The organism is Halorubrum distributum JCM 10118 (genome assembly GCF_000337335.1).
GTDB classification, from domain to species: Archaea; Halobacteriota; Halobacteria; order Halobacteriales; family Haloferacaceae; genus Halorubrum; species Halorubrum distributum.
Window position 1 is genome coordinate 47,054 of sequence record NZ_AOJN01000063.1, and the last position, 26,544, is coordinate 73,597.

Consider the following 26,544-nt stretch of genomic DNA (forward strand, 5'->3'; position numbering starts at 1 on the left):
ATCAGTTGTTGATCCGCGGATCGAGGGCGTCCTGGAGACCGTCGCCGAGGATGTTGAAGCCGATGACGGTGATCAGAATGGCGATTCCGGGGAAGATGCTGAACGTCGGCGCGGGGAGCATGTACCCGCGCGAGGCGGACAGCATCTGCCCCCACGACGGCGTCGGCGGCTGCGCGCCGAAGCCGAGGAACGAGAGGCCGGCGACGATGAGGATGCTCACGCCGACCTGGAGCGTCGCCTGGACCAGCACCGGCGCGAAGCTGTTCGGAATGATGTGCCGGAAGATGATGTTCCGGTCTTTCACCCCGGCGGCCCGCGCGGCCTCGACGTAGTCCTCCTCGCGGATGGAGACGACGCGCGACCGGATCAGCCGGTTGAACACGGGGACCGCCGTGATCCCGACGCCGATCATCGCGAACGTGAGGTTCCGCCCGAACGCGGTCATGAACGCGATGACCAGCACGAGGAACGGGATCGCGTAGATGGTCTCGGTGACGCGCTGGAGCACGTCGTCGATCCAGCCGCCGTAGTAGCCGGAGACGGCGCCGATGACGGTGCCGCCGCCGAGGCCGATTGCGGTCGCGAGGAACCCGACCGTCATCGCGATCCGCGTCCCGTAGATTGTCCGGGAGAGCAGGTCTCGACCGCGGTGGTCGGTGCCGAGCGGGTGTGCCATAACGCCCTGCCCGAACTGGTTCTCCATGCCGACCGGCGGGAGGAGCCGCCGGACGTTCTCCGGGTCGGTCTCGGGGTTGTACAGCACCGCCTCCGCGATCGCGTAGTCGAGGACGTAGTAGTCGAACGCGGCGAACACCGCGACGAAGGTCATGAAGCCGACGATGTAGGTCCCGATCCGCGCCGTCGTGTCCTGTCTGACCTGCTTGAGCGTGTACCGCAGGCCGACGCGGGCCTCGACCTCCTCGGGCCCGCCGCTCTCGTCCCCGTCGTCCGGCGTGTCGTCGTCCGAAGTCGCGCTGTTAACAGACATTACTCGTCACCGTAGGTGACCCGCGGGTCGAGGTAGCTGTACGTGATGTCCGTGATGATCACACCGACCACGTAGACGAACCCGAACACGAGCGTCGTCCCCATGATCAGCTGGTAGTCCTGGTTGTTGATCGCCGTGATGATCAGTCTCCCCATCCCCTGGATCCCGAAGACGGTCTCCGTGAGGACGGCGCCGCCGAGCGCGGTCGAGAGGCCGAGGCCGATGATGGTGATAACCGGCAGCTGCGCCACCTGGAACGCGTGCTTGCGGACGATCGTCGACTCGGGCACGCCGTACGCGCGGGCGAGCTTCACGTACTCGCCCTGGAGCGAGTCGACCATCGACGAGCGCTCGATCCGCGTGATCTGCGCCATCTGAAGCGTTCCGAGCCCGATCATCGGGAGGAAGAGGTGATGCATCGACTGGCGTATCACCTGGAACTGCGTCGCCGCCCCGCGGACGTTCGTCGGGTCGGCCCACGGGAGGACGAGCCCCCGCGCGGGGAACCACCCGAGATAGAAGGCGAAGACGATGATCAACACCAAGCCGATCCAGAACGACGGGGTCGAGACGCCGATCAGCGAGATGATCCGGGAGACGTGGTCGGCCGGCTCGTTCCGCCGTTTCGCCGAGATCACGCCGAGCGGAATGGCGGTGATAATGGCGAACGCGAACGCGGACAACATGAGCAACAGCGTGACCGGGAGCCGGAGGATGATCATCTCGAGGACGGGGCGGTCGTAGTAGATACTGAGGCCGAGGTCGCCCGTCGCGACGCTGCTGAGGTACGCGAAGTACCGCACGTGTATCGGCCGGTCGAGGCCGTACCGGGCGCGGATTGCCTCGACCTGCTCTTGGGCCGGCGTCGGCCCGAGCATGATGTCGACCGGGTCGCCGGGGATCTGGTTGGCCAGGAAGAAGGTTATCGTCACGATACCTATCAGTACGGGTATCGCCTGTGCGAACCGCCGGAGTGTGTACCGAAGTAAGCTCACTGTCGTTGGTTCCTCGTTGCGTTCGTCTCGGTTTGTGCTGTCGCTTATCCGTTTCGCTCCTGCCGACGCACCAATTCGGAGCCGCGAGCGGCCGGTCGACCGCACCACCGACCGCTCGGAAGGGCGGCGTTTACGACTCGATACCGTTCCGAGCGCGGACCGCGCGGGTCCGCACCGCCGGGCCGATCACCGGGTCGCCGCGTCCGATCACCGGGTCACGGTGACGCCGTCCAGCTGGACCTCCGTCGAGATCGGGTGCGAGCTGAAGCCCTCCACGACGTTGCGCACGCCGTAGGAGTTGTTCAGGTTGTACGCCGGAAGGTGGACGCGCCCCTCAAGCAGCGATGTCGTGGCGTCGATGTAGAGCTGGCGACGCTCCTCGCGGTCGGCGGACTCGCGGGCCTGCGTCAGCTTCTGCGAGGCCTCGTCGTAGCCGTGGAACGTCCCGTTCGTCACGCCCTCCGTCTCCTGGCTCAGCAGGTTGTACGCGAACGTGTCCGGGTCCGGCGAGCCGGACCAGCCGAGGGTGTACATGTTGTAGTCGTCCTCGTTGCCGGTGACGTACGCGTCGAGGAATGTGCCCCAGTCGAGACGCTGGACTTCGACGTTCTGGAAGCCGGCGTTCTGGAGCCCGTCGCCGATGGAGATGCCGATCTGCTCGCGCTTGTTGTCCGGCGGCACGATGATCCGCCAGTTGTAGTCCATCGGGACGCCGGCCTCCTCGAACAGCGCCTGCGCCTCCTCGAGGTCCTGGTCGTGCTGAATGTCCGACCACTCGTCGGTCGGGAAGTTCCACTCCTCGGAGATCGAGGACGGGAACGGGCTGCTCTGGCGGACGCCGGCCGGCTCGACGAAGTTCTCGACCGCCTGGTCCATCGAGACGCAGTAGTCGACCGCCTCGCGGACGAGCGGGTCGCTCGTCGGCCCCTCGTTACAGTTGAACGCGAGGTAGAAGTACCCGATACCCGGCTCCTCCGTCAGCGTGGCGTTCTGGTTCGCCTCGACCGTCTCGTACAGCTGCGGCGGGATCGACTCGATGACGTCGACGTTCCCGGTCTCCAGCTCGGTGACCCGCGTCGTCTGCTCGACGATCGGCTCGAACTCGACCGTGCCGATCTCCGGGAGGTTGTCGCTGTCCCAGTAGTCGTCCCACCGCTCGAGCGTCGCGTAGCTCTCCGGCTCCCACTCGCTGAGCTTGAACGGCCCGGAGGTGACCGGGTCCATGTTGTACGCCTCGGTGTCCTCCTGCCGCACGGAGGCGTTGACGACGTTCCGCGCCATGGCGATCGTGAACGCGCCGTACGGGTACTTGAGGTCGAACTGCGCGGTGGTCTCGTCGATCGCCTCCCCGGTGTCGATCATGTCCACCTCGGAGGCGTTCTCGGTCTGTTCCTCGACGGGCGCCATCATCGTGTGAACGACGTCCTCGGCGGTGACCGGGTCGCCGTTCTGGAACTGGGCGTCCTCGCGGATCGGGACGATGAACCGCGTCCCGTCGCGCTCGACCGTGGGCATGTCCGCGGCGATCTTCGGCTCCAGGCTGACGCCGTCGGTGTACTCGTAGAGCCCGTCGAATATCCGCCCGGCGATCTGCGCGGACGGCACGTCGTTCATGACGACCGGGTCCATGTCGAGCGGACCCTTCGCCTGCGCGAAGAACAGGGTCGGGGCGCTGCCGCCGTCGCCGCCGTCGGAGCCGTCGCCGCTGTCGGAGCCGTCGCCGCCGTCGGAGCCGTTACCGCCGGACCCGTCGCCGCCGTCCCCGCCGCCGGCACACCCGGCCAGCAGGAGAGAGGTGCCGGCTGCCCCGCCGGCGAGAATCTTCCGTCGCGAAATGCGTTGTGTGTGTTGTCGACGCATACAGCCGATGTCTTGTTTCTATATAATAAGTATTTTGGCACCACGTGTCTGTACGGTCACATCTGGTCGCTACGCTGTCGTATCATTAACTCGTTCCCCCGTAAAAGTCGTCCAGATTAGTAAGAAACTGCTGCCGCGATCCGGATTTTTCCGCCCGGGCTTCGACCGATCTCCGCCGGCCGACACGGATACCCCGCGCTGCTCGGGAAAGCCGCGAACCGCACGCAGGCGGTCGCGGGACGGCGTTCCGCCGCGCGCGCCCTCGGTCGCCCCTGGCGCCCCGATCCGCTCACCGAAGACGAATTGCCGTCCCTCCTCGGTCTACGACGGGACACACTCAGTTGACCCAGACGCGGCCCCCCGCGCCTGTCGTCCGGGAAGAACGTCCCTCCGGACACACCGCGGTCGCCTCCGAGGGTCCCGAGGCGAGCCACCGGCTCGGACCCCTTCCGGATCCGGGCCGCGCGGTTGAGTGCCATCGTCCCTGCGTCGAACCCCCTGACCCGTTCCGGACCGCTGCCGCGTGATTTCGGGGCTGTTCCGCGCTCGATGGAGACGGCGGGAGGCCACCCCCGATTGGATTCGTTTCCGTCGGATCAGCAGAAAGCAGTGAGCGAGCGGCGACGACCGCGACCCCGGCGACGGCTCTCTCCGGTCGAGACGCGGTCAGCGCTCGTAGGCGTACACCGACTCCGGGTCCGGGAAGAACGCGTCGGGGTCGTCGTGGTCGATCGTTCCGAGGTGGGTCCCGTCGACCTTCCTCACGTGCGTGTACATGCGTCCGCGGTCGAGAGCGGCCCTGACCAGCGGCGCCGCGAACATGAGCCGGAACGTGCCGGCGATGAACACGGCAATCCCCTCGTCGTGGTCGAGACACTCGGTAACGATAAACCGGACGCCCTCCGAGTCGGCCTGATAGACTCCGGTCTCGTCGAAGTCGGCCCGGTCGTACAGCGCCCCGAACTCGTCTTCGATGTCGCCTGGAACGACGTAGCTCAGACCCCACTCGTCCGTCTCGCCCGTGTCCGGCGCCTTCGGCGTCGTGTCCCCCGCCGCGACCGTGAACGTCTCGTACCCGGCCTCCTCGCGGTCGGCGGCCATCGCCTTCATGTCCTCGATCGTCTGCTGTAGCCCCGTCTTGGACTGTTCAACCGACCGTGCGCGCCGCTCGGCGTCGTCCGCATCCTGTCCGTTGGGGTCCGTTCGAACCATGCTCTCGCACTGTTACAGAGAGGTAAAACGCTTGTGCGCTTCAGACGCCGACGCCCGCGACGAGTTCGAGCGACAGCGACACGCCCAACACGACCAGGCTCGTCACGAACGTCTTCACGTTGCGACTCACGCGCTCTTCGAACGGAATCGTTCGCTCGCGGAGTGGGGGAAGCCGCATGAGTCTGGTCTCGATGTCCCACGCCTCGTCGGTGTCGAGGGTGATGCGTTCGCGGTCACGACGCTTCGACTTGGGCTGAATGGCTAACGACCCCAGACCGAACAGCACGAACCCGACGGCGAACAGGACGTACTTCAGCGTGATCAGGCCGTCGCCGAACGCGAAGGCGACGACGGCGCAGCCCCCGACGACGGCGGCCGACGCGGCGCCGACCCAGACGGCGAACTCGCTGATCCGGTCGGCGTTAGTCGCTGTCTGCACGGCGCGTAAGCACGGGGTCTACGTCCTCGTACTCGTCGGCGTGCCGGTGACAGTAGCTGTACCGACCCGACGCGGACACCTCGTACATCTCGGGCTGTTCGTCGTCACAGACGCTGGCGAACTCCTCGTAGAGGTGTTCTTGCGCCTCCGTCGGCCGCCCCCGTTTGACCATCTTGACCGCGGTCTGTATCTCCTCGTCGACCCGCTCCGGCACCTCGATGCCGTCGAAAGTGTCTGCCCTGCTCTCTTCGATGTCGTCGAACCGGTCGAATCGGTCGAACCGCCGCCTGACTCGGTCCCCCGTCGAGAGCGCGATGCGAGCGCGTTCGCGGACGACCTCCCTGAACTGCTCGATCCCCTCCCAGAGGTCCTCGTCGAGGTCGGCGTACGACTCCGGTTTGATCTTCGCCGGGCAGCGCGTCGAGAGGTTACAGCCCGCCGGCGCGTCGCTCGGACTCGGGGGCGTCCCCGAGAGCGTTATCCGGCGAGACGTCTTGGTCGGGTCTGGCTCTGGAATCGCAGACAACAGCGACTGCGTGTACGGGTTCGACGCGTCCGCGAACAGTTCCTCCGCTTCGCCCATCTCCATGATCTTCCCGAGGTACATCACGGCGACGCGGTCGGAAATGTACCGGACCACGGAGAGGTCGTGGGCGATGAGCAGGTAGGTGAGGTTGAACTCCTCTTGGAGGTCCTCGAGGAGACTGATGATCTTCGCCTGAACGCTCACGTCGAGCGCGGAGACCGGCTCGTCGAGGACGAGGAAGTCCGGCTCGAGCGCGAGCGCGCGAGCGATCCCTATCCGCTGGCGTTGGCCGCCGGAGAACTGGTGGGGGTACCGGAAGTAGTGTTTGTCGGGGAGACCGACCGCGGACAGCAGGTCGAGCACCCGCTCGCGGCGGTCGTTCATCGTCTTCCAGTCGTGCGCGTCGAGCGGCTCCCGAATGATCTCACCGACCGTCATCCGGTCGTTCAGGCTGGATTCGGGGTCTTGGAACACCATCTGGGCGTTCTTTCGCCACTCCTTCAGATCCTTCCCGGAGAGCGTCGTGATGTCCGTGCCGTCGTATCTGATCGAGCCCTCGGTGGCGTTTTCGAGCGCCAGCATGGTGCGCCCGAGCGTGCTCTTTCCGCACCCGGACTCGCCGACCAGCCCGACCGTCTCGCCGCGCTTGATCTCGAAGGAGACGCCGTCGACCGCCTTCACCGGCGGGTCGGCGAACATCCCGTCGCCTCCGTAGTACTTTTTCAATCCCTCGACTTCCACCAGCACCTCCGACTCCTCGGTCGGGGGCGACTGCTCGACTGCGTTGCTCATGAGTGTTCCTCCGTACTCTCCTTCGCTATTTCGACGTGTTTCTCCACGCGCGCCGTCTCGCTCAGATCGTCGGGGTACAACAGACACGCCGCCGTGTGGTCCTCGGCGTCACTGACGGCAACGTGCTGCGGCGGTACCTTCTCGCAGTCGCCGAACGCCTTCGAACACCGGGGCGCGAACCGACAGTGATCGGCCGGCTCGTTCGGCGTCGGAACCTGTCCTTCGATCGTTTCGAGCCCGTCCGCACGAGAGTGTTCGCCCGGGATAGACCGGAGCAGCGCCCGCGTGTACGGGTGATGCGGATTCCCGAACAGCTCTTCGACGGGCGCCTTCTCGACGATCTGTCCCGCGTACATCACGTTCACGCGGTCCGCGATGTCCGCGATGACTCCCATGTCGTGGGTGATGAACAGTATCGACAGCCCGCGCTCCTCCTGTAGCTCCTTCAGGAGGTCGAGGATCTGCGCCTGGATCGTCACGTCGAGCGCGGTCGTCGGCTCGTCGCAGATCAGGAAGTCGGGGTCACACGCCAGCATCATCGCGATGACGGCGCGCTGGCGCATTCCGCCGGAGAACTCGTGCGGGTACTCGTCCAACCGACGCTTGGCGTCCGGAATGCCGACGGCTCGGAGCAGTCTCGTCGCCTCCTCGGTCGCCTCCTCGCCCGTGATGTCGCGGTTGACCGCGAGCGACTCACGGATCTGGTTGCCGACGGTGTAGACCGGGTTAAGCGACTGCTGCGGGTCCTGAAAGACCATCCCGATCCCGCTCCCGCGGATCGACTGGTACTGCTTCTCCGAGAGGTCGGTGAGCTCCTGTCCGTCGAACGAGATCGACGACTCCGGGAGCACCTTCCCCGGTGACTCGATCAGCCCCATGATCGAGCGGGCGGTGACGCTCTTGCCGGACCCAGACTCGCCGACGATTCCGACCGTCTCGCCGCGACCGACGTCGAAGCTCACCGAGTCGACCGCCCGGATCGTTTCGTCGTCCGTGTAAAAGACCGTTTGGAGGTCTCTGACGGAGAGGATCGGATCCTCGCGGCCGTCCGTGGCGTCCGTGCTTGCGCTCTGTGATCGGGCCATCACGCACCACCTCCGGCGGCCGCCTCCTCGCCATCGCCGGTCTCGACTTCCGGATCGATGGCGTCGCGGATCCCGTCACCGAGGGCGTTCATTCCGGTGACGAGGAGCACGATCATCAGCCCGGGGATCAGCGAGATGTGCCACGAGGGCGACGAGACGTAGCTCTGCCCGGCCGATATCGCCCGTCCCCAGGCGGGCGTCGGGGGTGATATCCCCAAGCCGTTACCGAGGAACGACAGCGCCGAGAGGCTGATGATGATCCCGCCGACGGACATCGAGGCGTAGACGAGCAGGTACCCGAGGACATAGGGGAGCATGTGCTTTTGCATGATGTTCCGCGGCCGTTGGCCGTAGCTCTCCGCGGCGCGGACCCAGTCTTCCTGTGCGACCTGTAGCGCCGGGCCCCGAACCGCTCGCCACAGGAACGGCCACGTTGTGAACGCGAATATGAGCGCCAACAGGAACCCGCCGTCGAGTACCGCCCCGAGCCACGTGTTCGCGAAGACCGCGCTCATCATTATCAGCAACAGCAGCTGTGGCACGGAGACGACTCCGTCCGCGACCGTGAGTATCCCGAGGTCGAGCGACCCGCTGTAGTACGCGGACAGCATCGACAGCGTCATCGCCACCACCGCGGCCCCCGTGATCGCCATTCCCGAGACGATCATCGTGATCCTGGCGCCGCCCATCATGAACGTGAACAGGTCGCGACCGTTCGGGAGCGTTCCGAACGGGTGGAAGCGGCCGTAGTCGTCGTAGGTCATCACGCCCACGTTGGTATCGACCGCACCCTTCGACTTCGAGTCGAAGTTGGCGTCGCCGGCGAACACCGTCTCGACCGTTCCCTCCTCCGTGAGGTACTGGATCTGGCTCTCGTCGCTGTAGGGGCTCTGGATGTTCTGACTGACCGTCGAGGGAGCCAGCGCGGACCCGAACGTCGCCATCGTCAGGAACACGACCAACACGATGATTCCGAACTGTCCCCAACGGTGTCCACGGAGGTTGTTGACGATGTCGTCCGTCGGGGTCCAGTCGGACTCGCGGTAGTGGTCGCGGTAGACGAGCCACCCGCGGAACGCCCAGTAGGCGGTAAAGAGCGCGTACGCCATGATGAGCGAGAACCTGAGAGCCCATGCGACCGCCGGCTGAAGCCCGAGGAAGGTGCCCTGCCACGCGCCGTTCGGGGTCTGATGCCCTTGGTTCGGGATGACTTCGCGGCTGAACAGCGTCGGCAACTCGCCGAGCGTCCCCCCCACGCTGCGGAGCATCCCGACCACACCGGCCTGGAAATCGGTCACGATCTGCGCCAGCCCGGGCGAGACGAACCCCACGACGATGTCGATGAGACCGGTCACTCCGATGACCAACGCGTCGAGCATACCGACCAGGATCCCGCCCCACGTGGCGAACTCGACGGCGAGCAACACGAACATCGGAACGGCCCACCACACGAACGGCTCCGGGTTCTCCGCGATGCGGGCGGTGAGCGACAGATTATCACGGTGTGTCAGTTCCTCTCGAATCGACTCGGTGGAATGTCTATCGGACATATTACTCACGCTCTCCAAGGCTGATTCGCGGGTCGATGTACGTGTACAGGAGGTCTTGGCTGATGTTGAAGAGGATCTGGATCACGATGAAGATGAACACGAGAGCCATCACCAGCGGGATGTCCGGCCCCAGCACCGCGCTGAAGAAGAGATTCCCGAGACCGTTGATACCGAACACCGACTCGACGAGGACGGATCCCCCGATCAACAGGTAGAACTCGCCCATGACGACGGGCAGAAGCGGGATGATCGCGTTTCGGCCGACGTGTTTGGCGATGATCCGACGGGGTGACACGCCCTTGGCCTTCGCTGTCTCGACGTACTTCGAATTGATGCTCTCGAGCACCGCCGTCCGTCCGATCCGTACCTCGTTACCCATCGACGACGATCCGAGCACGAGCGCCGCGGGCAGTATCCATTTGAACGCGACGAACATCGGGCCGGGATTGGGTACCGGAATGAACAACAGCTCCAGGTACGGGATGCCGCTGAATATCTCCACGTTGGTGAACAGGTTGCCCAGCGCATCGGGGGTCCCGCTGACCTGCGTCTCGACGATCGCTGTGCGGTAGAAACTGAGGGCACCACCGGCGGTGATCAGCCCGGAGATGATGACGGCGAGCCAGAAGTTCGGCATCGCGCGCCAGATGATCCCGAACCCCGAACTCGCGTAGTCGCGGAACGTGTTCGCGCGCAGGCCGGCGTACAGCCCGACCGGGACGCCGACCCCGAGCGCGATGACGACCGACCAGAACCCGAGCCAGAGCGTCGCGGGCATCCGGTTGATGATGAGCGTGGTGACGGGCGTCTCGCGCTGGATGACCCACGAGTCACCGAAGTCGAGCAGGAACAGGTCGCTGACGACTCGGAAGTACTGTTCCCACAAGGGTATGGGGTTTCCGGCCGAGTCGATGTAGTTCAGCGCCATCCGGAGCTGTCGGATGTCCGCCGGCGTCGCCTGTCGACCGAGGATGCTCCCGACGGGATCGATCGGCCCGAGGTAGAGGATCAGAAACGACATCGTGACCCCGAAGATCATCACCGGGATCGCGAGTCCTAACCGCTTGAGTATGTAGATTCCTCGATTCATGCCTCGATCACCGGATCGGGCACCGATGTCTCGCCGACGGGCTGAGGCTGGGAGGACTGGTTAGCCGGGACCGGCCCGCACGAACGTAACACGGTCCGGACGCGCCGCGCGCGGCTTGTCGGTGCCGTCAACGACTGTCGATCGTTCGTCGAATCTGTGGGGCGCAAACGTAATGGACTGATACTGGTGGCCATTCTTAACCATATCGATCAAACGACCGAGAGGGAGGCCGAACGGCCGGTTCAAAGCCGATAAACGACGCTGTCGCGGGTTACTCGCCCTGCCAGTGGTTGGCGTACCCGTCACCGCCGCCGGGGAAGACCTGCGGGGGCGTGAGGTGGTACGCGGACTCGCCGCGGCCCTTGAACACGCTCTCGACGAAGTCGTCGCGCGTCATCACGTACGCCATCGCCTTCCGGACCGGCTTGGGCACGTTCTCCATGTTGAACGCGACGTAGAACGTGTCGATGGTCGGCGTCCGCGACATGTTGACCGTCTTGTCGTTCCCGAGCGGCCCGTACGTTCCGGTCTGCTGGGCGCCGTCTTGGCTCGTCAGGTCGATGAGCCCGGGATCGAACTGCGAGGTCGGGATCCCGCCGGCGTCCGCGTTCTCGTTGAGGAACCGATTGTAGATCGCGTTCGGATCGCTGAGGATCGCGTCTTGGACGTTGTCGATCGCCGGCGCATCGCCGTGGTAGTCCCCGAACGCCGAGGCACGGAACTCGCCGCCGACGCCGGACTCCCACTGCTCGAAGACGAACGGACCGCAGCCGACCGGGTTCGTCGAGAACTCCTGGAAGGTCATGTCGCCGTCGTACCCTTCGATGTCGCCGACGATGCCCTCGGGGACGGCCGAGAACGCCGAGTAACTGAGCACCTCGAGCGCGTAGCCGAACGGCTCGCGGAGCGTGACGGTGAAGGTGTAGTCGCCGGTCGCTTCGACGGCGACCGACTCCGGCACGACGTTCCCGTCCTCGTCCTCCTCGCGGTCGATGTTCAGGACGCTGATCGGGAAGTAGGTGTTCGTCGAGTTCGAGGACTCGACGAGCCGTCGGATCGAGTAGACCATATCGTCCGCGGTCACCTCTCCGTAGTCGCCGTGGAACTGGATTCCCTCCTTGAGGGTGAACTCGTACTCGGTGAGGTCGTCGTTCGTGGAGTAGTCCTCGATCAGGAGCGGTTCGACCTCGACCGTCCCGTTGACGTAGTTGAACGGCGCGTCGAACATGTCCATGATCTTGGCGCCGCTCGCCGTGTTCCCCGAGGCGATCGGGTCGAGCGCGTTGAACGTCGCGGACGTCCCGTTCAGCGTGCTGCTGCCTTCGAGCCCGCGGACGGACGTGCTGGTCTTCGCCCGGGACGCGCCCATCCCGCCCGGCGGGTCGTAGTCGACTCGGTCGTACCAGAACAGGTCCTCGACGCTGTGGTACACCGGGAGCAGCGCCGCGGACTCCCAGAGCAGCTTCTCCAGCCGGAGGGTCGCGTCGCCGCGTGCGCTTGCCGCCTCGTCGGTGTTCTCCGGATTGCCCGAGATCCCCGCGAACGCCTCCGTCATCGCGCTACGGACTTGGGGGTCGGTGTAGGAGTCTTCGCTCCAGAACAGCCGTGCGCCGTTCGGCGACGCCCCTTCGGCGTCGTAAACCGTGTTGTCCGGATCGACCAGCTGCGTGAAGTTCCTGATCCCCGGGTAGTCCGCGATCCAACCGAGGGTGAACGCGTCCATCTCGCCTTTCTCGGTCCGCTCGAGGAGGGCGCCGAAGTCGGCCTTGCTGATGTTCATATCGATGTAGACCGACTCGAGGCGGGCTCGGAGCGTATTCGCGATCTCCTCCCACGCCGGCGAGTTGTACTGGAGCCAATCGAGGCTGAACCGGTTGTCGGGCCCGTACCCGGCCTCTTCCATCGCCGCTCGGGCCTCCTGGATCCGGTTCTCGTTCGCTCCGTACGGGTACGAAGACGGGAGTTCCAACTCGCCGTCGTCTCCGTCTCCGCCGTCGTCTCCGTCTCCGCCGTCGGATCCGTCCATTCCGTCTTCGCCGTCGGATCCGTCTCCGCCGTCGCCGCCGTTCCCGGAACAGCCCGCGATGCTAGCCGTGAGTGCCGACGCTCCAGTCACTCGGAGGAACTGGCGCCGTTTGAAATTGTCTTTGTCAGACATACACAGTCGATTCCTAAGAACAATAATTAATACTTTCGGTGTACTGAGATATCAATACCCGATCCCACCGTTCGGACCGAGTTTTTTCACCGGATCCTGAACCTGTGGCCCCACTCGCTCGGTGCCGTGAGAGATGGCAGAAAATCCGACTCTTGTTCCGATCGGATGCCTCCGCTACGACCGAAACGAGCGTCCGTCGCCGCCGCGTCGTCGGGGCGAAATCGCAGTCGAACACGGCGCGTTCGACCGCCCTTGCCACGGCCGGTCCGCGTCGGCTCTCCGGCCGTCACTCCCCCTCGGTCGACAGCACCGTCCCGACCCCCTTGCTCGACCCCTCGCGGAAGACGAACCGCTGCCCCTCCTCGATCAGGTACGGGCGGAACTTGAAGCGGACGCGCGCCTCGCCCGTGTCGCCCGGGAGCAGTCGCCCCTCCGCCGGGAAGAACGCGGCCGCCTCGGAGACGGTCTCGAGGTGGACGACCGGCTCGTACCCTTCCTGGATCCGGGTCGGGTGGTTTAGGACCATCACCTCGGCGTCGAACTCGCGGACCGGCTCCGGCTCGCTCCCGCGGGGGACCAGGGCCATCCCGCGCTCGATCTCCGCCTCGTCGACGCCCTTCAGCGCGATGCCGACGATCCGCCCGGCGGTCGCCTTGTCGACCCGGTGGTAGTGCATCTCGATCGACCGCGCCTCCACCTCGCGGAAGGAGCCGTCGGACATGGGACCGAGCAGGAGCTCGTCGCCCGTCTCGACGGTCCCCGAGTTCACCGTGCCGGACGCGACCGCGCCCACGCCGGTCACCTGGTAGCTGCGGTCGACGTACATCCGGAACGTCTCGCGATCGGGCGTCGCGCGCTTCGGCAGGTGCTCGAACAGGCGGTCGAGCGTCTCAACCCCGTCCTTCGTCACCGCGCTGGTCCGCAGCAGGGGGACGACGCCGTCGCCGACCTCCGCGATCGCGGTGTCGACCCCGTGCCGGTCGACGAGGAGGGGAGTCTGTCCCGCGTCGCGCAGCATCGACTCGACCTCGCGCTCGACGTCCGCGAGCCGCTCGTCGCTCACGGCGTCCGCCTTCGTGATCGCGACGACGGTCGGCAGCTCGGTCGCGAGGAGGATCCCGAGGTGCTCGCGGGTGGTCTTGGTCGGGCCGTCGTCGGCGGCGACGACGAGCAGCCCGTAGTCGAGCTTCTGGCCGACGAGCCCGCGGATCGTCGTCCGGAGCCACGGCTCGTGGCCGACGGTGTCGACGAAGGACACGAGCCGGTCCGCCGCCTCGACGACGCCGGCGCGGTCCGCCTTGCGGTGTGGGTTGTCCATCCGGACCGGCTCGTCGGCGTCGTCGGCGAACCCGTACACCGCGTACGAGAGGTCCGCGGAGAGGCCGCGCTCGACCTCGTGGGGCTGGACGTCGAGGAAGCCGCGCGTGCCGCCCTGCCCGTCGTCGGCGCGGCCGGTGACCAGCGTGCCGACGAGCGTCGACTTCCCGTGGTCGACGTGGCCGGCGGTGCCGACGACGAGGTGGTCCTCGTCGGCCTCGAACACGCCGCCGTCGCGGAGCGTCGCGAGCCCGACCAGCCCCGCCTCGTCGCCGTCGCGCCCGTCGCCGGCGCTCCAGGTCTCGACGTCGGCGATGTGGGCGTCCGCCTCGTCGGCCAGAAGCGACAGCACGTCCATCGTCTCCGAGAAGGTCTCGGGGGCGATGCCGGCGAGTCCCCCGTCGTCGGTGACGCCGAGGACGTAGGTTGCCTCGCCGTCGCCGGAGAGGACGCGGTGGCGGAGCTGGGCCACGAGCGACTCCATGCGCCCGTCGGCGAGGTGGACCTCGCGCGTCAGCCGCTCCTTGAACTCGATGGCGCCGCCGTCCCGCTCGCCGCGCTCGATGGCCCGCCTGAGGGCGGACCGGTCAGCGCTCATGTCCGCTCGTAGGCGACAGCCGGGCTTAACGGTTTTCGTGGTACGTGCCCCCACGACACGTGATCGCTCGCGACGCCTCGGGAGCGCTCCGGCGGGCTATTTAACCGACCGCCGCGGACAAGGACGATATGGACACCTCGGTCCCCAGCGTCGCCGAACGCCGCGTCCACGTGGTCCCGCTCGGCTACGAGCGCGACCGGATCGTCGAGCCCCTCCGCCGCCACGGCGCCGACGTCGCCTACCTCCTCGTCGACGCCCCCGACCGCGACGGGGCCCGCGGCGACGTGGACTTCGACGCGGCCGGCGCCGCCGACCCCGCCGACACCCGCGTCGACCCCGACGCGCTCACCGACTACCAGCGCGACGCGTGGACGGCCGCCGCCGAGTTCGCCGAAGTCCGGCCGATCCCCGTCGCGCTCGCGGACGTGTACGACGCCCTCGGCGTGACGACGACGGTCGCCGCCCGCCACCAGGCGAGCGCGGCGGACGGCGACCGCCTCTTCGGGAACGTCTCTACCGGACCGCGGATCGCCGCGGTCGGCGTCGCGCTGGCGTGTATGATCGTCGGCGCGCGCCCGTACAGCGTCGAGCCCGAGCGCCACCGGCACGACCGGCGCGAGGAGCCGCTCACCGAGGGCGTCGCCCGCACCGTCGACCTCCCGATCTACCCGATGGACGCGCCCACCACCGACCAGGTGGCCGTCCTCGGTCGGCTCCACGAGCGCGCGGAGGAGAACCTGACCACGGACAAGTGGAACCTGATCGAGTGGGCGCGCGAGCGCGACCTCACGTTCCTGCGCGAGGCAGGCGAGAGCCGGACCGCGAAGTACCGCGCCTTAGAGACGCACGTGCTCTCGCCGCTGCGCGAGCGCGGCTACGTCGAACTGGAGGACATCGGGCGCTCCGACACCGTCCGCCTCACCGAGACCGGCCGCCGCGTCTTCTTCGCGTTCAAGCACAAGATCGGCGAGTAGCGGAGCCATCTCGGCCGACGAGCGGCGACCGGTCGAAACGCACGCCGCGAGCCGTCCGACCCGAACGCGTTGTTCGGTCTGTCCGAACTATCGACGGCTAACGTAGAATTATCCCCCGCACCTCGACTTAGATGCGTGACGCCCGCCGGGCGGTCGGGGCGCCCTCCCCGCCCTCCACACCGCCTGTCCGCTATCGGCTCCCGGTCGCCCCGGTCCCCTCTCGCGGCGACCGGCCGTCGCCGCCGGCCGGATGCCGGCGACGATCCCCGCTGACGCCGCCGCGGCCGTCCGGCGGACCGTCACGGCCGGCGGAGCTCCCGTCGGCGTTTCTCCGACTCACTCTTCGGTCAGATCGACGTACGTCTGCCGGACGGTCACGGGCGTCACGTCGGCGACGTCCGCGGCCTCCTGTTGGGTACACTCCGCGTCGAGCTCGCGGGCCGCGGTGTAGAGGCAGGCCGCCGCGACCCCGACCGGGTTGCGGCCGTTCGCGATCCCCTCCTCGACCGCGCGCTCGGCCAGCTCGCCGGCGCGGCGCTCGACGGCCGGATCGCAGCCGAGGTCGCTGGCGAACCGCGGGAGGTACTCCGCGGGGCCGCTCGGCGCGATGGGCAGGCCGAGCTCGCGGTTCATCGCGTCGAAGGCGGCCCGGTGTTCGTCCTCGGTCGCTTTCGCCTCGGCGCACACCTCGCCGACGGTGCGCGCCACGTCGGCGGTCCGGCAGGCGACGTAGACGCAGGCGGCCGCGAAGCCCTCCAGCGAGCGGCCGCGAAGCAGGCTCTCCTCCTGCGCGGAGTCGAACAGCGCGCAGGCGGCGTCGCGGACGCTGTCGGGCAGCTCTAGGACGCCCGTGAGCCGGCGGATCTCGGTGTAGGCGTACACCTTGTTGCGGTCGCGCTTCGTCGAGATCTGCGCGCGGTTGTGCTGGGTCCGCATCCGGGCGAGCCGCCGGCGCTTGCGCCCCTTCACCTTCGTCGACCGCCCGATCTCCGTCGAGAGGCCGCGATCGTGGCGGGAGCGCGTCAGGGGGGCACCGGTCCGCTTCGGATTCGCGTCGTCGTCGTCGAACGACCGCCACTCGGGGCCGTGGTCGATCCGGTCGGCCTCGACGACGAGCCCGCAGTCGGCGCAGACGCGCTCCGCCGCGTCGGCGCGCGTGCGGCCGCCGCACTCGGGACAGGTCTCCCGGTCGCCGGCCTCCTCGGACTCCTCGGCGGTGGCGGGGCGCTCCGCGGTCGCGGCGTGCTCTGCGGTCGCGGCGCGCTCCGCGGTCGCGGCGCGGTCGGCGGTCGCGGCGTCGTCGGTCTCGGTCCGGGGCGAACGAACGCGGGTCGAGCGTGCGTCACTCATCACACGTCGAACTCCGGCCCGATGCCTTACTTAAACCCGGGCGAATCGGCGGTCGATCGGCCGGATCGCGGCGCGCGAACCGACCGGTTACCGGTCGGTGATCGGTCGGCCGAGGGCGCCGCAGTACGGTGGTTTTAACCATCCTGCCGAGCCATCGGTTCGCATGACGCTGTCGGAGATCGCGGCGGGGGTCGAGGTGACCTCGCGCCAGCGCGATCGAGGGGTCGCGCTCGCGGACGACACGGAGACGCCGCTCGTCGACCGCCTGTCGGATCACGCCGAGTCGCTCCCGTGTACGCCCGAAGCGACCGCCACGCTCGTCGACGCCTACACCGCCGGACGGAGCGTCGGCGACGCGGCCCGCGAGGCCGGGGTCTCCCCGATGACGGCCGCGAAGGCGCTCCACCGGTGCGGCGTCGCGGGCGTCTGCCCGCTCTCGCCCACGGGCCGCGACGTCGTCCGCGACTGGCTCGCGGGTCGGACCGCCCGCAGTGAGGCCGTCGAGCTCACCGGCGGCGACGAGGCCGACTTCGCGCTGGCGACGTACGTCGAGACGCACGACCCGGTCGAGCCCGTCGCGGAGGCGGTCGACGCGCAGGTCGCGGGCTCCGCCCCGCTCGGCGAGGGCCTCGGCGCCGACGACCCCCTCGGCGACGCGCTCGGCGCCGGCGACGGCCTCCGCTGAGTTCCGCGCCGCGGTTCGGCTCTCCTTCGACCCGTTTCAGGGAGTGAACCGTTCGACGAGCCCCGGCTCCGGGAACTCAACGCCGAGCGACGCGTCGAACGCGGTCTCGTAGGCGGCCGCGATCGCCCGCGCGTACGCGTCATCTCCCGTCGCCGCGGTCGGCGCGGCCGCCACGGCGGGATCGGTCTCCGGTACGCGGACGACGCCGGACCCGTCGCCGTCGCGCTCCCCGTCGCTCTCACCGCCGGACCCCGCTCGCTCGACCGCGAGCGTCGCGTCGAGGCTCCCGCCGACGTCGGCGATCCGCCCGCGGAGCCGCTGGACCGCGTCGCGCCCGTGGGCCGTCGCCGGCCTGACGGCGACCGCGCGGTCGACGGTCGTGGCGGCCGCGACCGCCTCGTTTGACCCGACCGGCGCGGCGTCGACGACCACCGCGTCGTACGTCGTCGCCGCCTCGTCGACCCGCCGCTCCAGCTTCCGGGCGGCCTCGGCGGTCTTCGCCCGCGCGACGCGCTCGAACGGCGCCCTCGCGGGTATCGCGTCGACCCGTCCCGGCAGGTCCGGCGCGTCGCCCTCGTTCCCGTCGCCTCCGCTCCCGCCGCCGAAACTCGACCGCTCGGCGCTCGCACCGGTCCCAGCGAGAGGGTACGCCGCCGCCGACAGCGCCGCGTCCGGATCCTCGGTGAGGAGCGCGGTGAGGTCGGGGTCGATCCGTCCGGAAACGTACTCGGAAAGTCCCTGCGTCGTGAACGCGGCGTCGACGACCGCGACGTCGTCGCCGTCGCGCGCGCCCATCGCCGCCAGCTCGACAGCGGTCCGCGTCGTCCCCGCGCCGCCGGTCGCCCCGACCAGCGCGAGCGTCGTCGCCTGCATGTGCCGCTCTCGCCGGAGGCCGTTTGTAAAAACCGCGAAGGCGAGCGGCGGCGCGGGCCGCGGGTCCGTCGCGCCTCCTACCCGTCTATCGCGGCCGCGACCTCGTCGGCGACGGCGTCGAGCTCGTCGTCCGAGAGGTCGGGTCGCTCCCCCGCCACCGCGTGGATCGGCGCGCCGCCGTCGCCCTCGAACCGCGGGACGACGTGGACGTGGACGTGTGGAACCTCCTGGCCGGCGGCCTCGCCGTCGTTGACGCCAACGTTGGCGCCGTCGGCGTCGACCGCGTCCTGGATCCGCGGCGTGAGCGACGCGACCGCGTCGAACAGGTCGCTCGCGAGGTCGGCGTCGAGGTCGCCGACGTGCTGCGCGTGCGACTTCGGAATCACGAGGGTGTGCCCGCGCGCGAGCGGGTTCGCGTCCAAGAACGCGAGCACGGCGTCGGTTTCGTAGACGGTGCGCGCCGGGATGTCCCCGGCGACGATCGAACAGAAGATACAGTCGTCGGACATACCCGAGCGATCGCTCGGGCGTCTCATCAAGGTTTCCCGGGCCGCGGTTCGTCGGTGCTCGCCGCCCCGTACCCCCGCCGAGGACCGACAGCTGCCCGCGTCGCCAACGGACCTATATCCGCCGCGCCGAAACGGGCGGTATGGACGACCGGCTCGAACGCGTCATCCGCCAGCAGCTCCGGAAGGCGGGCAAGCAGTTCGAGGAGGCCAGACGCGCCTACGCCGAGGGGCGCGACGACCCCGAGGGCGACGCGGCCGCGGCGGCGCGGTTCGGCCTCCCGACCGACGACGCCGGCGCGGCCCGCATCGTCTGTCGCCGTCACGCGGAACGCCGGACCGTGCCGGTCGACGCCGAGGGACGACCCGCCTGCTTCGAGTCCGGCCACCCCGACTGCGAGAGGTGCGCCGAGGACGTTCGCGACGTCGTCGTCGAGACGTGGTGACCGCCGCGACCCGCGGGATATTTCGGCGGTAGCGCGACGAGCCCACCCGAACAGGTTTGTGTTCCGGGCCTCTGGTGAGGCGCATGAAACGGATCGGGGTCGTCGTCGCCCTCCTCCTCGTGGTCGGGGTCGGCCTCGTCCTCTCCGGGTTCTTCGCCGGTGTCGCCGAGGAGCCGACGGTCGGCGACGTGGCGGACGACCGCCTCATCGAGGTCGACGGCGACTACCGGCTCTGGCCGTACACGAGTCGGAGCCGGACCGTCGAGGGGCGCACGCTCGCGATCAACGTGGTGTTCCACGCCGACGCGGCGACGACCCGGGCCGCGATCGAGGGCGACGCGGCCGCGGACTGGCAGGAGACCGACCCCGGCGAGGCGGCGGCGACGGCGGGCGACGACCAGATCCGCGAGTTCGTCGGCCGCGACTGGCGGGACGCTCACAGCTCGCTCCGCTACTCCTACGTCGAGGGACCGACTGGCGGCGTCTGGCTCGCCGAGACGTTCGAGCTCCACGACGGGGCGTACCTCGGGGTCCGCGACCACCTCCGCGCGTACGAGTCCCCCGACGGCGCCTACACGGCGATACAGGCCCACGAGGAGTACTACGACTGGTTCCGGCTCCGGCACACCGTCCCCGACATCGACGCGCCCGCGACGCGGCTGGAAGACGAGTTCATCGAGTCGGGCCGCGCGAACGACGTCCGCCGCGAGTACCGCGGCATCGACGGCGGCCGCAGCGACGGCTGGCTCTCCGTGATCGAACTGGCGGCGACCGCGGCGCTCGCCGGGGCGCTGCTCCGCCGGCGGACCCGCGAGGCGGCCGCCGACCTCCTCGGCCGGCTCCGGACCGACGCGGAGCGACACGCCGCAGCCGCGACGCTGGGGCTCGCGCTCGGCGTCGTCCTCGTCGGCGTCCGCTTCGCGGGCGTGACGCTGGAGGCGGCGCTGCCGGGCGTGTCGCCGAAGGGCATCGCGGCGCCGCTGTACCTCGTCCTCGCGCTCGGGCTGCCCGCGCTGGTCGTCTGGCGCGCGCCGCGGTCTACCCCCGAGGCGGCCTCGGTGGCCGTCGTCGTCGGCCTCGGCGGCGGCTTCGTCGCAGACTTCGCGGCGCTCGGGGTGGCGGTCCCGCCCGCCCTCGTCGTCCACCGGGTGGCGCTGCTCGCCGGGCTCGGCGTCGTCGCGATCGGGCGGGCGGCCGGGGACCGGCCGGTCGCCGTCGTCGGACTGCTGGCGTGGGCGATCGGGCTCGCGCTCCCGCTGGCGGACGTGATCTGATCGACAGGGGCCGCTCCGGACGCACGGGCGGTCCGTCGCACCGACGCGACACCTCGGCGCGGCGACAGCACAGAAGAGATATATCCGGCGACTGAAAACAGGGGGAAACGAACGGATGACGCGACCGATCAGTCGACGAGCGGCGCTCGCAGGGCTCGGCCTCGCGGCCGCCAGCGCCGGCTGTCTCGGTCGTACGGAGAACATCGCCGGACGGGACCCCCGCTCGCAGCTGACCCTGGAGATCAACACCACGCCGGCCGACGGCGACCCCAACGGGATCCGGATCGCGAGACAGCTCGAAGAGCACCTGACCGCGGTCGGCATCGACGTCCGACTCAACACCGTCGGACAGACCGACCTGTGGCGGAAGGTGCTCGTGAACCAGAACTTCGACCTCTACGTCGGGCAGTTCGTGGAGACGGAACCGTTCGATTCGGACGCGCTGTACGGGCTGACGCACTCGCAGTTCGTCGCGGAGCCGGGGTGGCAGAACCCCTTCGGGATCACGGAGATGGCGGTCGACGACCTGCTGGAGCGACAGCGCCGGACGGCCGGAAACGACCGGTCGGACGCCGTCGACGCGCTTCAGGAGACGGTGTGTGACCTCCAACCCTTCTCCGTCGTCGCGTTCCCCGACGCGCTCACCGCCGTCCAGGGGGCGCGGTTCGAGGGGTGGACCCAGGACCGCCAGCCGGTGTCGGTCACCGGACTCCTCGGCCTCGACGCCGTCCCCGACGCCGACTCGGCGGGAGACGGGGGGTCGGGCGGCGGCGACACGACGGCGGACGACGACAACGCGACCTCGTCGGCGACGGCGGGCGGCGCGGACGGCGAGGGCGGGGCCACCCTCCGGCTGGTGACGACCGACGACCGCATCACGGAGAACTGGAACCCGATCGCCGCGGAGTACCGGAAGTACGGCACGTTCACCGGCCTGTTGTACGACCCGCTCGTCCGCACGGACGGCGAGTCGACCGTCCCGTGGCTGGCGGCCGACTGGGAGCGGCCGGGCGCGAACACCGTCGACGTCGCGCTCCGCGACGCCCGGTGGCACGACGGCGAGCCCGTGACGGCGAGCGACGTCGCGTTCACCTACCGGTTCCTCCGGGACACCTCGCTGGGGGGCGTCGAGACGGCGGTGCCGACGCCGCGGTTCCGCGGGCGGAGCTCCCTCGTCGAGGACGAGCGGGTCCTCGACGACGCGACGGTCCGACTCACCGTGCCCGACGTCAACGAGACGGTCGCCGCGCGGGCGCTCCGGGTGCCGATCCTCCCGGAACACGTCTGGTCCGAGCGGACCGACCCGGCGACGATCGGGGGCTTCGAGTTCGACTTCGAGACGACGCAGGCGGTCGTCACGAACAACCCCGAACCGGTCGGGAGCGGCCCGCTGCGGTTCGTCGAGGCGACAGCCGGGGAATCGGTCGTCTTCGAGCGCAACCCCGACCACTTCCTCGTCCGTCCGGCGCCCGACGCCGACTCGGAGACCTCGGGGGGGACGACGGACCCGCGAGCGGGGATCCCGCCCCGGTACCACGGCAAGCCGGCGTTCGACCGGCTCCGGATCGAGGTGCTGCCGTCGGACATCTCGGCCGTGGAGTCGGTCGCCGAGGGGCTCGCGGACGCGACCGTCTCGAACCTCGGCCCCCAGTCGGTCCCGCGGATCGGCCGCTCGGACGACGCGCGGCTCGTGAGCGGCCGGTCGGCGGCGTTCTACCACGTCGGCTACAACGTGCGGCGGAGCCCGCTGTCGAACCCGCGGTTCCGGGCGGTCATCGCGCGGCTGATCGACAAGTCCGCGGTCGTCGACGAGGCGTTCGAGGGGTACGCGCAGGCGGCGGCCTCCCCGCTCGCGGCGTCGCCGGACGCGGTCCCCGACTCGCTGGCGTGGACTGACGGGACCGACCCCGTTCACCCGTTCTTCGACGACGAGGGATCGCTGGACGTCGAGGCCGCTCGCGCGGCGCTGCGGGACATCGGGTATCGCTTCGACAGCGAAGGGCGGCTGCTTTCGCGGGCGCAATGAGTCCGTTCCTCTCCGTCCTCTCGTCGGTCGTGGCGTGGGTCGGAGCGATGCTGGCCGCCGCGAGCGTCGCGGTGATCGGTCCCGCCCGGCTCCGGGAGACGTGGGACGGGCTCCGCGGGCGGATCTGGGACGCGCGTCGCGCCGTCGCGCTCGTCTGCGTGGTGCTTCTCGCCAGCGCGGTCGGCCGCCCGGCACTGCTGGACGTCTCCAGGCTCTTCGGGATCCAGGCGACGGCGCTCATCTACGGGCTGGAGGGCGGTTTCGTCGCGTGGGTCCAGGCGACGTTCGCGTCGCCCGCGCTGACCGCGTACTTCTCGCGGGTGTACGTGTACGGGTACGCGTTCCTCGTCGCGTTCCCGGCGATCGCGTACCTCGCGCTGCCTCGAACCGCGGATCTCAGGCGACTGCTCGTCGCGTACGCGCTCAACTACGGGATCGGACTGGTCCTCTACACCCTGGTGTTCGCGCACGGCCCGCGGAACGTGATGCCCGACATGGTGACGCCGCTGCTGTTCACCAACCAGCCGGACGTGATACTGCTCGCGAGCGAGGTGAACCAGAACTCGAACGTCTTCCCGTCGCTGCACACCTCGCTTTCGGTCACCGTCGGGACGTTCGCGGTCCTGACGCGCGACGAGTACCCGCTGTGGACGGCGGTCGCGGTGCCGCTCTCGCTGTCGGTCGTGATCGCGACGATGTACCTCGGCATCCACTGGCTCACCGACGTCGTCGCCGGCTTCGCGCTCGCGTTCGGCTGCGTCGTGCTCGCGTATCGCCTCGTGGAGCCCCGGGACGCCGCCGCAGAGGCGAGCGACGCGGGGGAGGGAAGGCGTTCCGGGTCCGAGCCCGCCGCGGAGGACTGATCGGCGCGCCCGCTCCCGCCGACCTCAGACCCCTTCGACGAGCCGTTCGAGCTGCTCCGGCGGGACCGCGCCCCGGGCGGCGTGACCGTCGTACGCGAACGTCGGGACGCCGGTGACGCCCTGTCGCCGCGCGGCGTCGAACATGTCGGTCACGCGCTCGCGGAGGTCGCCGTCGCCGAGCGCCTCGTCGACGACCTCGGGGTCGAGCCCGTCGACGTCGGCGGTGATGTCCGCCAGCACGTCGCGGTCGCCGATGTCGCGCCCCTCCAGCCACAGCGCGTCGAAGACGGCCTCGTCGAACGCGAGCCACGCGTCCGGCGCGGTCTCGCGCACGCGGACCGAGACGATCTGCGCGGGCAGCGAGTCGACGTCGGTCGCGAGCTCGAGTTGCATCTCGTCGGCGCCGTACTCCTCCTGAAGCCGGCGGACGTTCTCGCGCGCCTGCTCGTAGTACTCCTCGTCTTTCCCCGTGTCGGCGTCGTGATCGATCTCGCCGTCCGGCCCGCGCTGGCCCGCGCGGAGGTCGAACGGGTGCCAGTCGATGTCGAGCGGCTCCTCGCGCGTCTCCTGATAGTTCGAGAGCGACCGCCGTCCGAGGAAGCAGAACGGACAGACGTAGTCGGAGTAGACGGTGATCGCCTCGGGCTCGTCGGCGGCGGTCGCGGCGTCGGAGTCGGTTGCCATGTCCACGCTACGCCGCGGAGCCGAAAAGGTCGTTCGGCGACGGCAGGCGGCGTCCGAGAGAGCCGAGGATGCCCGAACCACCACCAATTAATATCACCAAGTTGTACTCCCGCGTATGTCCGAGTACGACCCGGTCGATCCGCCGGTCGCGCTGACGGTCGCCGGCAGCGACAGCGGCGGCGGGGCGGGGGTTCAGGCCGACCTGACGGCGATGCGCGCGCACGGCGTCTTCGGGGCGTCGGTCGTGACGGCGACGACCGCACAGAACACGCGCGGCGTCGAGGACGTGAACCCGCTCCCGGCCGACCACGTCGCGAGCCAGTACGCGGCGGTCGCCGACGACTTCGACGTCGCGGCGGTCAAAACGGGAATGCTGGCGACCGCCGAGGTCGTCGAGACGGTGACGGAGCTGGTCGCGGACTTCAACGCCCCGCTCGTCGTCGATCCCGTGATGGTCGCGGCGACCGGCGATCGGCTGCTCTCGCCCGCCGCGGAGGACGCCTACGAGGACCTGGTCGCGGCCGCGACGCTCGTCACGCCGAACGTGGACGAGGCCGCGGTGCTGACCGGCAACCCGGTGGAGACCCCGGCCGACGCCGAGGCGGCCGGGCGGGAACTGGTCGCGCTCGGCGCGGACGCGGCGCTGGTGAAGGGCGGGCACCTGAGCGAGGGGGCAGTTGGGGAGGACGTGGTCGTCGACACGCTCGTCCGCGCGGAGGGTGATTCGGAGTCCGGCGGCCCGACCGTCGACCGCTTCGAGACGCCGCGGATCGACACNGGGGAGGACGTGGTCGTCGACACGCTCGTCCGCGCGGAGGGTGATTCGGAGTCCGGCGGCCCGACCGTCGACCGCTTCGAGACGCCGCGGATCGACACCGATGCGACGCACGGCTCCGGCTGTGCGTTATCGAGCGCGATCGCGGCGCGGTTAGCGCGCGGGGAGTCGGTCCGCGGAGCGGTTGATGTTGCGGTCGAGGAGATGACTGAGGCGGTCCGCCGCGGCTACGACGTGGGGGAGGGCCCGGGCGCGGTCAACCCGACCGTGTTGGGCGAGGAGTGAGCCGTCGAATCGGGTGATTGTTTATAAATGAATAACGGCACGGTGAACGCCTCCAAAGCCCCAGTCGCGAGGACGGCGCACGCTCGCCGCGCTCCTCGTCGCTCGTTCCACTCGCTCCTGCGGTGCTCGCGTCGCCTGCGCCGTCCTCGCGACTGCCCCTTTGAGTCCCACCCGACCGCANGCCCGACTCCCTCGCGCGTGCGACTCGCGCCCTGCGGGCGCTCGTCGGCACGCGCCGACCGCACCGTTCATTTATAAAAAATTCGTCGCTTCCCGCACTCGTTTAAAAGTATCTCGTCGCCGCTGTCCGTCGCTTATAAATACGCGAGCGGGACCATCAGCGCGACGCCGAGCGCGATCCCGCCGACGAGGACGGGCTTGCCGCCGCGCGGGAGGTCGGCGCCCGTTTCGAGCGCCTCGGGGACGAACTCCGAGAGGACGAGGTAGATCATCGCGCCCGCGGCGAAGCCGAAGCCGTACGGGAGGAACTCGCGGGCGTACCGCACGAACGCGAAGGCGATCACGGCGCCGATCGGCTGCGGGAGGCTGGAGAAGATCGACCACCACACCATCTTCCACTTCGAGACGCCCATCGCCCGCAGCGGGATCGAGATGGCCGTCCCCTCGGGGATGTTGTGGATCGAGATGGCGACTGTCATGAACACGGCGAGCAGCGGGACCGTGAAGCCGAACAGCGCGGTGCCGCCCGACAGCCCGAGGTCCGCGAAGGAGACGCCGACCGCGATCCCCTCCGGGAAGCTGTGGACCGTCAGCACGCCGAGGATCAGAATTAGCTTCTTGAAGTCGGCCTCCTCGTACTCCTTGGGATCGATCTCTGCGTCCACCAGCACCTCGTGCGCGAGGACGACGAGCGCGACGCCCGCGAGCATTCCGACCCCGATCTCGACGGGCGTCCCCTCCGCGAGCCCTTCTTGGACCAGTCCGAACAGCGACGCGGAGAGCATGATCCCCGACGCGAACCCCCACAGCGCCACGTTCCCGCGGTCGCTGATCGCCTCGAAGAAGAAGAACGGGAGCGCGCCGATCCCGGTCGCCAGCGCCGTGATCAGCCCGGCGACGAAGACGAACGCGTAGGCGTCGAAGGCAGTCATTCGTCGGCTGGTCGTACGCCGGTACCGCCCATAACTCCGGCGGGCGCGGCCACCGGCTGGGAACCGCGTCCCGGCCGCGCC

23 protein-coding genes are annotated in these 26,544 nt (G+C 69.1%); 7 read left to right on the forward strand and 16 right to left on the reverse strand.

Features of this window, described 5'->3' with window-relative positions:
* Nucleotide 1 precedes the first annotated feature (1 nt).
* The 11 genes from C466_RS14260 to C466_RS14310 form a co-directional block, all read right to left on the reverse strand.
* Nucleotides 2-988 carry an ABC transporter permease gene (locus C466_RS14260; RefSeq protein WP_004599140.1) on the reverse strand — a complete coding sequence of 329 codons (987 nt, stop codon included), beginning with the start codon at nt 986-988 and terminating at the stop codon, nt 2-4.
* Nucleotides 988-1,983 carry an ABC transporter permease gene (locus C466_RS14265; RefSeq protein WP_275039432.1) on the reverse strand — a complete coding sequence of 332 codons (996 nt, stop codon included), beginning with the start codon at nt 1,981-1,983 and terminating at the stop codon, nt 988-990. Before C466_RS14265 ends, C466_RS14260 begins: the two co-directional genes overlap by 1 nt.
* A gap of 207 nt (nt 1,984-2,190) precedes the next feature.
* Nucleotides 2,191-3,843: an ABC transporter substrate-binding protein gene (locus C466_RS14270; RefSeq protein WP_004599138.1), complete on the reverse strand. Its 1,653-nt coding sequence runs from the start codon at nt 3,841-3,843 to the stop codon at nt 2,191-2,193.
* 666 nt (nt 3,844-4,509) lie between these two features.
* Nucleotides 4,510-5,055: a DUF7529 family protein gene (locus tag C466_RS14275; RefSeq protein WP_004599137.1), complete on the reverse strand. Its 546-nt coding sequence runs from the start codon at nt 5,053-5,055 to the stop codon at nt 4,510-4,512.
* A 40-nt stretch (nt 5,056-5,095) separates the two neighbouring features.
* The gene (locus tag C466_RS14280; RefSeq protein ID WP_004599135.1) at nt 5,096-5,494 is read right to left on the reverse strand and encodes a DUF7555 family protein; all 399 of its coding nucleotides are present in this window, start codon (nt 5,492-5,494) and stop codon (nt 5,096-5,098) included.
* On the reverse strand, nt 5,478-6,812 hold the full coding sequence (locus C466_RS14285; RefSeq protein WP_004599134.1) for an ABC transporter ATP-binding protein: 1,335 nt from the start codon (nt 6,810-6,812) through the stop codon (nt 5,478-5,480). Before C466_RS14285 ends, C466_RS14280 begins: the two co-directional genes overlap by 17 nt.
* Entirely contained in the window at nt 6,809-7,897 is a 1,089-nt protein-coding gene (locus C466_RS14290) for an ABC transporter ATP-binding protein (protein ID WP_004599133.1), read from the reverse strand. The genes C466_RS14285 and C466_RS14290 overlap by 4 nt, the downstream gene beginning before the upstream one ends.
* Nucleotides 7,897-9,447 carry an ABC transporter permease gene (locus C466_RS14295; RefSeq protein ID WP_004599854.1) on the reverse strand — a complete coding sequence of 517 codons (1,551 nt, stop codon included), beginning with the start codon at nt 9,445-9,447 and terminating at the stop codon, nt 7,897-7,899. Before C466_RS14295 ends, C466_RS14290 begins: the two co-directional genes overlap by 1 nt.
* 1 nt (nt 9,448) lies before the next feature.
* Nucleotides 9,449-10,537, reverse strand: a complete 1,089-nt coding sequence (locus C466_RS14300; protein ID WP_004599131.1) for an ABC transporter permease — start codon at nt 10,535-10,537, stop codon at nt 9,449-9,451.
* Nucleotides 10,538-10,808: 271 nt separating this feature from the next.
* Entirely contained in the window at nt 10,809-12,695 is a 1,887-nt protein-coding gene (locus C466_RS14305) for an ABC transporter substrate-binding protein (RefSeq protein ID WP_004599855.1), read from the reverse strand.
* 286 nt (nt 12,696-12,981) lie between these two features.
* Nucleotides 12,982-14,610: a GTPBP1 family GTP-binding protein gene (locus C466_RS14310; protein ID WP_004599129.1), complete on the reverse strand. Its 1,629-nt coding sequence runs from the start codon at nt 14,608-14,610 to the stop codon at nt 12,982-12,984.
* Between the two features lie 128 nt (nt 14,611-14,738).
* On the opposite strand from C466_RS14310, the gene C466_RS14315 reads away from it, so the two are divergent.
* A complete protein-coding gene (locus tag C466_RS14315; protein ID WP_004599128.1) occupies nt 14,739-15,584 on the forward strand; it encodes an HFX_2341 family transcriptional regulator domain-containing protein in 846 nt (281 codons plus the stop codon).
* Nucleotides 15,585-15,920: 336 nt separating this feature from the next.
* On the opposite strand, the gene C466_RS14320 is transcribed toward C466_RS14315, so the two are convergent.
* Nucleotides 15,921-16,934 (reverse strand): transcription initiation factor IIB, encoded by a 1,014-nt coding sequence (locus C466_RS14320; protein WP_004599127.1) that lies wholly within the window; start codon nt 16,932-16,934, stop codon nt 15,921-15,923.
* A 163-nt stretch (nt 16,935-17,097) separates the two neighbouring features.
* On the opposite strand from C466_RS14320, the gene C466_RS14325 reads away from it, so the two are divergent.
* Nucleotides 17,098-17,619, forward strand: a complete 522-nt coding sequence (locus C466_RS14325) for a DUF7858 family protein (RefSeq protein ID WP_004599126.1) — start codon at nt 17,098-17,100, stop codon at nt 17,617-17,619.
* A gap of 36 nt (nt 17,620-17,655) precedes the next feature.
* Here C466_RS14325 and C466_RS14330 read toward each other — a convergent pair whose 3' ends face one another.
* Together C466_RS14330 and C466_RS14335 are read right to left on the reverse strand one after the other, a co-directional pair.
* A complete protein-coding gene (locus C466_RS14330; RefSeq protein WP_004599125.1) occupies nt 17,656-18,492 on the reverse strand; it encodes a P-loop NTPase family protein in 837 nt (278 codons plus the stop codon).
* A gap of 77 nt (nt 18,493-18,569) precedes the next feature.
* Entirely contained in the window at nt 18,570-19,001 is a 432-nt protein-coding gene (locus tag C466_RS14335) for an HIT domain-containing protein (RefSeq protein WP_004599124.1), read from the reverse strand.
* 140 nt (nt 19,002-19,141) lie between these two features.
* Between C466_RS14335 and C466_RS14340 the strand changes: the two genes are divergently transcribed.
* The 4 genes from C466_RS14340 (at nt 19,142) to C466_RS14355 (ending at nt 23,607) form a co-directional block, all read left to right on the forward strand.
* A complete protein-coding gene (locus tag C466_RS14340) occupies nt 19,142-19,444 on the forward strand; it encodes a DUF7091 family protein (protein WP_004599123.1) in 303 nt (100 codons plus the stop codon).
* Nucleotides 19,445-19,527: 83 nt separating this feature from the next.
* On the forward strand, nt 19,528-20,718 hold the full coding sequence (locus C466_RS14345) for a hypothetical protein (RefSeq protein ID WP_004599122.1): 1,191 nt from the start codon (nt 19,528-19,530) through the stop codon (nt 20,716-20,718).
* A gap of 115 nt (nt 20,719-20,833) precedes the next feature.
* On the forward strand, nt 20,834-22,744 hold the full coding sequence (locus tag C466_RS14350) for an ABC transporter substrate-binding protein (RefSeq protein WP_004599121.1): 1,911 nt from the start codon (nt 20,834-20,836) through the stop codon (nt 22,742-22,744).
* Nucleotides 22,741-23,607, forward strand: coding sequence for a phosphatase PAP2 family protein (locus tag C466_RS14355; RefSeq protein ID WP_004599120.1), 867 nt, complete (start codon nt 22,741-22,743; stop codon nt 23,605-23,607). The genes C466_RS14350 and C466_RS14355 overlap by 4 nt, the downstream gene beginning before the upstream one ends.
* 24 nt (nt 23,608-23,631) lie before the next feature.
* Here C466_RS14355 and C466_RS14360 read toward each other — a convergent pair whose 3' ends face one another.
* Nucleotides 23,632-24,291: a DsbA family oxidoreductase gene (locus C466_RS14360; RefSeq protein ID WP_004599119.1), complete on the reverse strand. Its 660-nt coding sequence runs from the start codon at nt 24,289-24,291 to the stop codon at nt 23,632-23,634.
* Between the two features lie 115 nt (nt 24,292-24,406).
* On the opposite strand from C466_RS14360, the gene thiD reads away from it, so the two are divergent.
* Nucleotides 24,407-25,351, forward strand: coding sequence for a bifunctional hydroxymethylpyrimidine kinase/phosphomethylpyrimidine kinase (gene thiD / locus C466_RS14365; RefSeq protein WP_004599856.1), 945 nt, complete (start codon nt 24,407-24,409; stop codon nt 25,349-25,351).
* 314 nt (nt 25,352-25,665) lie between these two features.
* Here the strand turns inward: thiD and C466_RS14370 are convergent, their stop codons facing one another.
* A complete protein-coding gene (locus C466_RS14370) occupies nt 25,666-26,463 on the reverse strand; it encodes a ZIP family metal transporter (protein WP_004599117.1) in 798 nt (265 codons plus the stop codon).
* Nucleotides 26,464-26,544: the final 81 nt, after the last annotated feature.